Below are 10,825 nucleotides of genomic sequence, written 5' to 3'. Positions count from 1 at the left end.
GGCCTTCCACTTCTCGTTGCCGAGCAACCAGTCGAACGACTCGGTCTGCAGGGCGAGGAGGTCAGGAACTTCGAGAGGCTCCTGGATACGCGCGAAAGAGACGCGACGGGGACCAGCGGGTACGGCGGAGGCGTTGCGCGAGGCTGCCAACAGATGTCCTTCCGAGGGCTCGCGGCGGACTGACTACACGCACGCCAGACAACCTCGCAACGTGAGCAAGCATCACGGGTCGTCAAAGGGCAGCGCAAAGGGGCAGTGTAGCCGAACGGCACACGCCTGTCCACTTCGCTCTCGCTGCATGCTCCACGTTGGTCGCAGCATCGCCCGTTCAGGCGGATACGTCAAGCCCGCAAGCCCGACTTTTAGCCGACTCAGGGCCCGGACGCTGGGTTTTCTCCCCTGCGTGACTGATCGCCTACCGCCCGGCCCAAGACGATACCCGCGAACGGGGGCGGTTAACGCTCTGTCACATCGGGGGTCGAACCCATGCCGACAACCGGTGTTCCACTGACGGAGATACCCGCGCCAAAGGCTTCGCTAAACCTGATTTTTGGTAACAATTGAAGGAAGCGGCGCGCCCGCGATCTTCGGGGCCTCAGGCGGTCCCCAGAAGCGTGGACAGGCCCGCCACCAGCCAGCGCGACTCTTGCCGCACCATGACGAATCTGGCCCGGTTCTGGGTGAACTCTTGCTGCACCCCTTCTTTGCCGGGGATCTCCTTGACCGTACCAGTGTTCACGAAGAGCAGAACTTCTACCCGGTCCGGCTCCGCCCGCTCCACCCCGGCCCCCGCCACGGCGACGGTCTGCACGATCTTCTGCTCCTTTGCCCGGGAGACCAGGGTCCTGCTCAGCTCCTTGTAGTGGCCGCTCAGCTCGCCCGTGGTGAAGGTCTCGGCCCGCGCGAGATCCGCCTCCACGGTCCGGTAGTCGTAGGAGAGCAGGTCGGGGGCGACCTTCCTGGCCGCGGCCACGGCCTCCGTCCCGGCCGCGTCGCTCTCGCGCAGGTCACGCAGGTTGAACCACATGGTCGGCACCAGCACCGCGCCCACCGCCACCAGGACGCCGAGCAGCACGATCATGAAGAGCCTCACGTGACCTGCACCACCTTCGACACCAGCCAGAGCCCGTCGGCCTTGGTCAGGTCCATCTGCCAGCGGTAGAACCGCTCCTGCGGCGCGCTGTCCGAGTCGTCCCAGCGGATCTCCACGTCGGCCACGACCAGCACCGTGGCCGTGGCCTCGTTGATCGAGACCAGGCCGGTCGCGCGCAGCACGCCGTGCTGGATCACCTTGTTGTCGACCGTGGTCGACTTGAGCTTGCCGGCGTTGGCCTCGTACTCGGCCCTGGCGGCGCCGGTGGAGGTGTCGAGGATGCGCCGCACGTCGTCGTCGGCGCTGTTGTAGTCGAGCGAGACCAGGTTCTTGGCGTGCACCCCCGCCGCCAGCAGCGCGGCCTGCCTGTCGCCCGCCCTGCCCTGTTCGTCGCGCGCCTGGGCCGCGATCCACACGCCCGTGCCGACGAGCACCGCCAGCACCCCGCTCAGCGCCGCGATCAGGATGCGAGCGGGCCGAACAGCAAGTCCTGCCACTTCTGCTCACCCCTTTCCCGGCCGGTCGCTGCCGGATCATAACGCGACATCCACTCCCTAAGTCCTCGAATAGACGGAGGCGGTTGGGCGGGTGGCGCGTTACGCGCTCCTCGTGATGTGGTGGCGCTGCCGCGCTCCTGCCTGCAGTACGCCCGCGGGTCGGCCGGCCGCGGGCTCACGTCGTGCGGGTGACGTCTGCGTACGTGCTCGTAGCCCCGTCGGCACGGGGGCGGCACGTTCAGGTTGAGATCCAGCCCGAAGTGCACGCCGTCCGCGTCCACCACCGTGAACGCCCCGGCCACCGCCGCCGGGTAGCCGATGAGGAGCTGGCGCAGCGCGGGCACCCGGGCCGAGACGCTCTGCCCGCCCGTGATCAGGTTCGTGAGCAGCGGGCGCAGGTGCGGCTCGACCCCGTCCACGAGCCGCTCGACCGAACGGGCCGTACGCGGGGCGCGGGCGAGCACGTCCGACAGGTCGCGGGAACCCTTCCGCAGGGAATCGGTCAAGGCGGCGAGGTCTCCCGCGAATGCCTTCAGATGGCCCTCAGAAGCCCGCTGAGCGTCCAGCACGGTCTCTCCCTGCCTGATGACCGCGACGGTCTCCGGGAGCACCTTCTCGGCCTGTGCGAGCAGGGTGCCGCCCGCGTCCATCAGCCTGCCCAGGTGTGCCCCGTTCGCGCCGAGGGCGGCGTCCAGCTCGGTGACCACCGTCTCGACGTCGCGCGGGTCCACGGAGGCGAGCAGCCGATCGGTGTCGCCGAGCACCTGGGCGGTGCTGACCGGCAGACGGGTGCGCTCCCGCCCGATCACGTCCCCGTCGCGCAGGTACGGCCCCCGCGCCCCGGACGGCCGCAGATCGAGGTACTGCTCCCCCACGCCCGACCGGTTGGCCACCACCGCGAGCAGCCCGTGCCAGGGCACCGGCCGCTCGCGCTCCAGTCGGAGCACGGCCCGCGCCCCGCCGCCGGCCACCGACAGGGACTCCACCCGCCCGATCGCCACCCCGCGATAGGTGACCTCGGAGTTGTCGAACAGGCCGGCGGCGTCGGCCAGCTCGACCGTGACCCGGTAGGCGGGGTCGAACAGGTCCGCGCCCACCCGCGCGTACCTGACAAGCGTGTACGACACCGCCAGCACCCCGACGACGGCGAGCGCCACGAGCCGGGCGGTCATCGCGCGCCGCCCAGCAGGTTGTCCAGGGTCGTGGCGGGGGTGACGTCCACGGTGATGTCGGCGTTGCCGTAGTCGCCCCTGAGCATCGAGGCGGCCGAGCCGGGGAACGGGAAGGTCAGCGCGGTGGCCACGCCCTCGACGAGGTCGTGGCGGGCGCGGTCGAGGTTCGACAGCAGCTCGCTCAGGTGGCGGAGATTGGCCAGGGTGTCGGCGCCGGAGCGCTCGACGACGCGGGTGGCGGTGCGGCCCAGGCGGTCGAGGGCGGTGAGCATCCTGGTCAGGTCGCGGCGCTGGCGGCGGAGCCGCTTGACGGCCGGCCCGATGCCGGTGGCCACCTCCTTGATCGTGCCGCGCTGCCGGGCCAGGGTCGAGGTGAGCCCGTCGAGGCCGTCCATGAGCCGGACGATGTCCTTCCTGGACCCGTCGAGGCCCGCCACGAAGACGCCGAGCCGGCGCAGCAGGCCCTTGATCCGGGCCGACCGGCCGCCGAGCGCCTGGCCCAGCTCGGTGTTGATGGTGGCGAGCTGGTCGAGTCCGCCGCCGTTCACCAGCAGCGACGCGGCCGACAGCACCTGCTCGACCTCCGCGCTCGTACTGGTGCGGGTCACCGGGATGGGGCCGCTCAGCCGGCCGCGCCCGGCGGGCACGAGCTTGACGAACTTCTCCCCCAGCAGGCTCGTCTGCGCGATCAGCGCGGTGGTCGCGTCGGGCAGCGGCACCTCGCCCCTGACGGCGCAGACCACCTCGGCCCGCCAGCCGTCGCCCAGCTCGATCCCGGTGACCTCACCCACGGTGACGTCGTCCACCTTGCACAACGAGCGCGGCACCAGGTCGAGGGCGTCCTCGAACTCGATCCGCACCTCGTACGGGCGCGCGCCCAGGTCGGCGCCGCCGGGCAGCGGCAGGGACGCGACGCCCTCGAAGCCGCAGCCGGCCAGACCCCCCAGCAGGCCCGGCAGGAGCAGGAACGCGGCCGTCCGCCTCATCGCGTCAGACCTCCGAGGGTGCGGTCGGGGAAGCGGACCGAGGCCGGCAGCGGGAGCAGGTTCTGCACGATCGTGTCCACCCAGCGGCCGTTGCCCCCCGTGTCCGCGAGCTGCCTGACGAACGGGGCCAGCAGCGCCAGCGTGCGCTCCAGGCTCTCCTCGTTGCGCCGGAGCACGCCGGTGAAGGCGCGCAGCCGCCGCAGCATGGGCTTCAGCGTGGCCCGGTTGTCGGCGATCAGGCCGTCGATCCGGCGGGTCAGCAGCACGGTGTTGACCAGCAGGCCGTGGATGGCCGCGCGCCTGGCGGCGATCTCGCGCAGCACCAGGTCGCCGTCCCTGATCAGGGCCGTCAGGTCGGTGTCGCGGCGGGCGAGCAGGCCGGTGACGGTGCGGGCGCGGCGGACGAGGTCGCGCAGCCCGTCCTCGCGGGAGGCGATCGTGCGGGAGAGCCGGCCCAGGCCGTCGAGCGCGGACCTGATCTCCTCCGACGAGCCGTCCACCGTCCGGGCCAGCACGGTCATGGCCGAGGCCAGCTCGCGCTCGTCGATGCGGTCGGCGCTCTGGGACAGGTCGTTGACGGCCGCCACCACCTCGTACGGCACGCTCGTGCGCGACAGCGGGATGGGCCCCCGCAGCCGCCCGGGGCCCCGCGGGTCGAGGACGACGTGGTGCGCGCCGAGCAGGGTCTTGATCCGGATGTCGGCCCTGGTGAGCGAGCCCAGCCGCAGGTCGTCCGGCACGCGCAGGCCGACCCGCACGTGGCCGCCGTCGAGCTCGACCGCGCTCACCCGGCCCACCCTGACCCCGGCGATCACGACGTCGTCGTTCACGCGCAGCCCGGCCGACTCGGCGAACTCGGCCGAGTACGTGACGCCGTACGGCAACTCGCCCACCCCGAGCGCGGCGGCCACCAGCGCCAGCGTCACCACGACGGCGCCCGCGGCCAGCGGGATCGGGTCGCGTCTCCTGAAGGACGTCAGCGGCATCGGGGGCTCTCGTTCACGATCGCGGGGGTGGTCGTCCGGCCCGACCGCACGGCCAGCGAGCACAGGTAGAAGTTGAACCACGAGCCGTAGGAGGTGGCCCTGACGAGCTGGTTCAGGCGGGGCGGCGCGGCCCGCAGCGTGTGGGAGATCGCCTGGTCGCGGTCGGCGAGCGCCTCCAGGAGGCTGCCGGCGGAGCCGACGGCCCGCCGCAGGTCGGGCCGGGCGCGTTCGACGAGGGACTGGGTGGCGCCGGTGAGACGGTCGAGCGTGGCCAGCGAGTCGCCGATCGCCACGCGGTCGGCCGCCAGGCCGCCGACCAGGGCGCGCAGGTCGCGGATCAGCGTGTCGTACTCGCGTTCGCGGCCGGCGACCTCGCCCAGCACCACGCCGAGGTTGCCGATCACGCGGCCGATCACCGCGTCGCGGTCGGCGAGCGCGCCGGTCAGCGAGCCGATGTGGCCGAGCAGGCTCTCCACCGTGCCGCCCTCCCCTTGCAGGACCTGGACGATCTCCCAGCTCAGCTTGTTGACGTCGGCCGGCCGGATGGCCTTCAGCAGCGGCCGGAACCCGTTGAACAGGGCCGTGACGTCGAGCGCCGGGCGGGTGTCGGTGATCCGGCCGCCGGGTGGCAGCAGGCCGGGGCCGCCCGCGCCGGTGGACAGGGTGAGGTAGCGGTCGCCGACCAGGTTCCGCCAGCGGATCGCGGCGGCGACGGTGCGGGGCAGGCGGGTGCGCTCGCGTACGGAGAAGGCGACCAGGGCCCGCGTGCCCGCCAGGGTGACGGACTCCACCCGGCCCACCCGCACGCCCGAGACGCGTACGTCGTCACCTTCGCGCAGGCCGCCGGCGTCGCTGAAGACCGCCTCGTACGGCGTGGCCGGGGCGAGCGGCGCGCCCGTGATGGTGATCGCGAGCGTCGCCACGCACAGGCTGGTGACCAGGGCGAAGACGGTCAGCTTGAGTGCCGGGGCCCACACGCTCATCGCAGCATCAGCCCCGCCAGGTCGCGCGTGCCGTCGGCGAAGCGCACCCCGGGGAACGGCACCGGTGGCCGGGGCAGGCCGTAGCAGCGGGGCCCGCGGCGGTCGGCGTACGCCGGGGCGTCCACGCCGGGCCGGTACGGCCGCGCCGGTCTGACGATCTCCAGCACCGCCTTCGCGCGTCCGTGGCCGAAGGCGTCGTCGAGGCGGGGACGCAGGCGGACCAGGCCCTGGAAGACGCACGGGATCGCGGGCGAGTGGCGGGCCGTGACGTCGAGGGCGGGCCGCACGACGTGCTGGAGGCCGATGATCCCGGTCTCGTTCTCGGCGAGCAGGCGGCCCGTCCTGGTGGCGGCCCGGGTTCCTGTCTCGGCCAGGCGGGCGAGGTCGGCGTCGGTGATCGTACGGCCGAGCGCGGCGGCGTTGTCCAGGGTGCGCAGCAGGTCGGGGGCCGCCTCGCCGTAGGCGGCGGTGACGTCGGCGAGCTTGGCGAGGTCACGCCGCACGGCCGGCAGGTGGGGCCGGAGCGCGGCGAGGTAGGCGTCGGCCCGCTCGAAGGTCGCGCCCAGCCGCTCGCCGCGGCCGTCGAGCGCGGTGGCCAGCGCGTTCATGACGGAGTTGAGCCGATCGGGACGGACGGCGCGCAGCCGGGGCAGCAGCCGGTCGAGCACCTGCGTGACCTCGACGGCCGTGGCCGAGGCCGTGATCACGTCGCCGTCGCGGATGGGGCCGCGCGGGGCGCTGGGCGGCAGCAGGTTGACGTACTTCTCGCCGAACAGCGACTTCGGCAGCAACTCGGCGGTGGAGGCACGATCGACGTCGTGGTCGAGGGCGAGCGTGAGCCTGGCGCCCCCGGTGTCCGGCCTGACCTCGGACACCTCGCCGACCACGACGCCGTGCAGCTTGACGTCGGCCCGCCGGTCGAGCTGCAGTCCCGCGGCGGGGACCACGAGCGTGACGTGCTTGGCGCCGGAGAAGACCTTCAGGTAGGCGGCCAGGGTGATGGCGGTGAACGCGGCGATGACGCCCAGCAGCGCGAGCCCGTACCTCATCCGGCCAGCCGCACGGTCGTGGTCGTGCCCCAGATGGCCAGGCCGAGCAGGATGTTCGCGACGTTCACCGCGACCAGCACCGCCCGTACGGCCCGCCCGACCGCCACCCCGACCCCGGCGGGGCCGCCGGTGGCGTGGAAGCCGTAGTAGCAGTGGACGAGGATCACGATCACGGCGAAGACCAGCGCCTTGCCGAACGACCACAACACGTCGTAGGGCACCAGGAACAGGTCGAAGTAGTGGTCGTAGGTGCCGGCCGACTGGCCGTGGAAGACGGTGACGATCAGCCGGGTGGACACGTACGAGGCCAGCAGGCCGAGCACGTACAGCGGCACGACGGCGGCGAACCCGGCGATCAGCCGCGTGCCGACCAGGAAGGCCATCGGGGGCACCGCCATGACCTCCAGCGCGTCCACCTCGTCGCTGATCCGCATCGCGCCGAGTTGCGCGGTGAACCCGGCCCCGACGGTGGCCGACAGGCCGATCGCGGCCACGATGGGGGCGATCTCGCGGGTGTTGACGTAGCTGGACAGGAACCCGGTGAAGGCCGAGCCGCCGAGCCGGTCGAGCCCGGTGTAGCCCTGCAGGCCGACCTCGGTGCCGGTGAAGAAGGTCATGAACGCGACGACCGCCGTGGTGCCGCCGATCACCGCCAGCCCGCCGGTGCCGAGGCTGACCTCGGCCAGCAGCCTGAGCACCTCTTTGCGGTAGCGTGCGGCGGCGGGCAGGGCGGCGACGGCCCTGGCGTAGAACTCGCCCTGCCGCTCCAGCGCCCTCATGAGAGCACCAGCCGGTTGTAGACGGCGCTGATGAGGAAGTTCTCGGCGAACAGCAGCATGGACGCGAACACCACGGTCTGGTTGACCGCCTGCCCGACGCCCTTGGGCCCGCCGGCCGCGCTCAGCCCCTTGTAGGCGGCCACGAGCCCCGCCGTGACCCCGAAGACCAGCGCCTTGATCTCCGACACCCACAGGTCGGAGAGCTGGGCGAGGGTGTTGAACGACTGCAGGTACGCGCCGGGCGTGCCGCCCTGGGCGACCACGTTGAACAGGTATCCGGCGCTCAGCCCGGCCGTCATGACCAGGCCGTTCAGCAGCGGCGCGACCACCGCGCAGGCCGCCACCCTGGGCGCCACCAGGCGGTGCAGCGGGTCGAGGCCGAGCACCTCCAGGGCGTCGATCTCCTCCCGGATCTTGCGCGCGCCGAGGTCGGCGCAGATCGCGCTGCCCGCCACGCCCGCGATCATCAGCGCCGTCACCACGGGCGCGGCCTCGCGCACGATGCCGAGCACGGCGGTCGCCCCGGTGAAGGACTGGGCGCCGAACTGGCGGATCAGGTTGCCGGTCTGCATGGCGAGCACGGCCCCGAAGGGGACGGCGACGAGCGCCGTGGGCAGGGCGCTGACGCTGACCACGAACCACGCCTGCCGGACGAACTCCCGCCCCTGGTACGGCCGCCGCCCCGCGACCCTGACGGTGTCGAGCGCCATGGCGACGAACCGCCCGACCTCCACCATCACCATACGCACTCCATCGGATCCGGAGAGTACTCGTTCAAGGCCGCGAAAAGGGGCGTTCCTGGCACCTCCATGGGCTACACGATCCCGTGCAGATGGGCGTTGAGGAGGCGGGGGTACTCCTCCAGCCAGTTCCGTCCGCGCTCGTCCACGAACGAGCCCTGCGGCGGGATCACGCCGTTGGCCGCCAGCCAGGTGCCCGGCGCGCGCTGGGTGCGGCGCAGCTTGTTGCCGGACGGCATGAGCTGCGGCGGGATCGGCGGCAGCGGCCCGGGGTCGTACCCGGCCTCGGCCTCGGCCTCCAGCTCCGACAGGTCCTTCTCCTCGGACATGCCGATGGGGCCGTGCTTCCTGGCGTTGAGGAACTGCCGCACCACCGGCTCGTCGCTCGACAGCAACATCTCGCGCGAGCCGAACATCACCAGCTCCCGCCGGAACATCAGCCCGATGTTGTCGGGCACCGTACGGGCGGTGTTGATGTCGTGCGTGACGATCAGGAACGTCGCCTCGATCTCGGCGTTGATGTCCACGATGAGCTGGTTGAGTATCGCGGTGCGCACCGGGTCGAGGCCGGAGTCGGGCTCGTCGAACAGGATGATCTCGGGATCCAGCACCAGCGCCCTGGCCAGCCCCGCCCGCTTGCGCATGCCGCCGGAGATCTCCCCCGGCAGCTTGGTCTCCGCCCCGAGCAGGCCGACCAGCTCCACCTTCTCCATGACGATCTGGCGGACCTGGGCCTCGTTCTTCTTGGTGTGCTCGCGCAGGGGGAAGGCGATGTTGTCGTAGAGGTTGAGCGAGCCGAACAGCGCGCCGTCCTGGAACAGCACGCCGAACAGGCGGCGCAGCTCGTACAGCTTGGCCTCGGCGCAGTTGGCGAGGTCGAAGCCGTCGATCCAGATGTGGCCGCGGTCGGGGCGCAGCAGGCCGACCATGGTCTTGAGGAAGACCGACTTGCCGGTGCCCGAGGGGCCGAGCAGCACCGAGATCTCGCCCGCGGGCAGCGTGAGCGAGACGTCCTCCCAGATGACCTGCCGGCCGAACGACTTGGTCAAGCCGTCGACCATGACTTCGACGCCCACGGTCACCTTCCCGGTAGCAAGGAGTACTCAGGGGATAACGTGCCGCACACTTTACTCAGAGGTTGCCCTCACCGTAGCGACGTTCCGCCGAATTGGAACGGGTTCCAATAGCTTGTTACCGGGAGGTTATGGGACATCCTGTCCAGTAAGCGCGCGCAGGCTCGGCCGTAGCAGGCGGGCCAGTTCCTCCTGACGCACCCCGCGCAGCTCCTCCATCTCCAGGAGCTGATGCCCCACGGTGATCCCCAGCAGGGTGAGCGTCATCAGCGTCGCCCGCAGCCGCGCGTCCTCGCCGGGCAGCGCCTCGGCGAGGCGGCCGATCTGCCCGCCGAGCATCTGCCGGGCCGACTCGGCGGCCTCCGGGTGGGTGAGCATGGAGCGCAGCATGGCCAGCGAGCCCTCCGGCAGCTCGAGTTTCATGCCGAGCGAGCCGAGCACGTGCTCGACCACCTCGTCGGGGCCCAGCTCGCCGTCGGGGGCCGGCGCCATGCGCACGGACCGCTGGAACAGCTCCTGTTTGCTCCCGAAGTACTGCATCACCAGGGCCGGATCGACCTCCGCCCGCCTGGCGACGCCCCTGATCGTGGCGCGCTCGTAGCCCAGTTCGCCGAAGAGGGACCTGGCCGCGTCGAGGATCTTCTCCTCGGTCCGGCGCCGCCGCTCGGCCCTCGGAAGCACGCGCTCACCCACCCCCCGACTCTACATGCGTTGACCGATCACCCTGTTTCGCTCTACGCTCGTTGAGTCAACGAACGTTGAGCGAAAAGAGGGATCATGTCGATCGAGACGGTCGTCACCGGCTTCCAGGCGGCCATGCTGCACAAGTCGGCCGACGAACTGGCCGACCTGTACGCGGAGGACGGGCTGCACGAGTTCCCGTTCGGCGGGCTGCCGCCGTTCGAGGGCAGGGAGGCCGTGCGCGCGGGTTACCACGCGATGTGGGACGCCACCCCGTTCGTGGCCGAAGAGGTACGCCGTGACGCGCTGCACCGTACGGAGGACCCGGAGGTCGTGGTGGTGGAGCAGACCACGCACGTGCTGGCGGGCGAGCGCCGCGTCGCCGTGCCCGGCCTGCTCGTGCTCCGGATCAGGGACGGCCAGATCGTGCACACCAGGGACTACATGGACACCAGCGCCATCACCCAGGTACGAGCCGAAAGCTGATCGGCCCGACCGGCCCGCCGCGCCCCCGGACCGGCCCGCCACGGGTGTCGATGCACCCCGGACCGCCACGCCGCCGGACCGCCCGCCGCCGGACCGCCACGCCTCCGGTCCGCCACGCCCACCGGACCGGCCGCCACGGGTTCGGTGCACCCCCGGAGCGGCACGCCCCTGGACCGGCACGTCGCCGGACCGGCACGCCACGGGGGCCGGTGCACCGGCCGCCCTACCGGGGCTGCGTGAGGTCGAAGACCGTGGTGCCGCCGACCGTGGTGGCGGTGAACGTCTCCTGCACCCAGGAGG

At 71.9% G+C, this 10,825-nt stretch carries 12 protein-coding genes; 1 reads left to right on the top strand and 11 read right to left on the bottom strand.

Features of this window, described 5'->3' with window-relative positions:
* Positions 1 to 595: 595 nt before the first annotated feature.
* The 11 genes from FAF44_RS48610 to FAF44_RS56190 all read right to left on the bottom strand — a co-directional run bounded on the left by FAF44_RS48610 (position 596) and on the right by FAF44_RS56190 (position 10,051).
* Positions 596 to 1,093, bottom strand: a complete 498-nt coding sequence (locus FAF44_RS48610; RefSeq protein ID WP_237110265.1) for a hypothetical protein — start codon at positions 1,091 to 1,093, stop codon at positions 596 to 598.
* Entirely contained in the window at positions 1,090 to 1,590 is a 501-nt protein-coding gene (locus tag FAF44_RS48605; protein WP_237110264.1) for a hypothetical protein, read from the bottom strand. Before FAF44_RS48605 ends, FAF44_RS48610 begins: the two co-directional genes overlap by 4 nt.
* The gene (locus tag FAF44_RS48600) at positions 1,554 to 2,762 is read right to left on the bottom strand and encodes an MCE family protein (RefSeq protein WP_237110263.1); all 1,209 of its coding nucleotides are present in this window, start codon (positions 2,760 to 2,762) and stop codon (positions 1,554 to 1,556) included. Before FAF44_RS48600 ends, FAF44_RS48605 begins: the two co-directional genes overlap by 37 nt.
* Positions 2,759 to 3,748 (bottom strand): MCE family protein, encoded by a 990-nt coding sequence (locus FAF44_RS48595; RefSeq protein ID WP_237110262.1) that lies wholly within the window; start codon positions 3,746 to 3,748, stop codon positions 2,759 to 2,761. The genes FAF44_RS48600 and FAF44_RS48595 overlap by 4 nt, the downstream gene beginning before the upstream one ends.
* Positions 3,745 to 4,734 (bottom strand): MCE family protein, encoded by a 990-nt coding sequence (locus FAF44_RS48590; protein WP_237110261.1) that lies wholly within the window; start codon positions 4,732 to 4,734, stop codon positions 3,745 to 3,747. The genes FAF44_RS48595 and FAF44_RS48590 overlap by 4 nt, the downstream gene beginning before the upstream one ends.
* Positions 4,725 to 5,717, bottom strand: a complete 993-nt coding sequence (locus FAF44_RS48585; protein WP_237110260.1) for an MCE family protein — start codon at positions 5,715 to 5,717, stop codon at positions 4,725 to 4,727. Before FAF44_RS48585 ends, FAF44_RS48590 begins: the two co-directional genes overlap by 10 nt.
* Entirely contained in the window at positions 5,714 to 6,766 is a 1,053-nt protein-coding gene (locus FAF44_RS48580) for an MCE family protein (protein WP_237110259.1), read from the bottom strand. The genes FAF44_RS48585 and FAF44_RS48580 overlap by 4 nt, the downstream gene beginning before the upstream one ends.
* A complete protein-coding gene (locus FAF44_RS48575; RefSeq protein ID WP_237110258.1) occupies positions 6,763 to 7,545 on the bottom strand; it encodes an ABC transporter permease in 783 nt (260 codons plus the stop codon). Before FAF44_RS48575 ends, FAF44_RS48580 begins: the two co-directional genes overlap by 4 nt.
* Positions 7,542 to 8,282 (bottom strand): ABC transporter permease, encoded by a 741-nt coding sequence (locus FAF44_RS48570; RefSeq protein WP_308193530.1) that lies wholly within the window; start codon positions 8,280 to 8,282, stop codon positions 7,542 to 7,544. Before FAF44_RS48570 ends, FAF44_RS48575 begins: the two co-directional genes overlap by 4 nt.
* A 77-nt stretch (positions 8,283 to 8,359) precedes the next feature.
* Positions 8,360 to 9,361: an ABC transporter ATP-binding protein gene (locus FAF44_RS48565; protein WP_237110256.1), complete on the bottom strand. Its 1,002-nt coding sequence runs from the start codon at positions 9,359 to 9,361 to the stop codon at positions 8,360 to 8,362.
* 126 nt (positions 9,362 to 9,487) lie between these two features.
* Positions 9,488 to 10,051: a TetR/AcrR family transcriptional regulator gene (locus FAF44_RS56190; RefSeq protein ID WP_237110255.1), complete on the bottom strand. Its 564-nt coding sequence runs from the start codon at positions 10,049 to 10,051 to the stop codon at positions 9,488 to 9,490.
* A gap of 84 nt (positions 10,052 to 10,135) precedes the next feature.
* Here FAF44_RS56190 and FAF44_RS48555 point away from each other — a divergent pair, with 84 nt between their 5' ends.
* Positions 10,136 to 10,525 carry a nuclear transport factor 2 family protein gene (locus FAF44_RS48555; RefSeq protein ID WP_237110254.1) on the top strand — a complete coding sequence of 130 codons (390 nt, stop codon included), beginning with the start codon at positions 10,136 to 10,138 and terminating at the stop codon, positions 10,523 to 10,525.
* The last annotated feature ends 300 nt before the right edge of the window (positions 10,526 to 10,825 follow it).

The sequence above is a fragment of the Nonomuraea sp. MG754425 genome (assembly GCF_021699195.1).
In the GTDB taxonomy this organism is placed as follows: domain Bacteria; phylum Actinomycetota; class Actinomycetes; order Streptosporangiales; family Streptosporangiaceae; genus Nonomuraea.
Note: the sequence above shows the minus strand (reverse complement) of the source record. Positions and strands in the feature narration are given on the sequence as shown.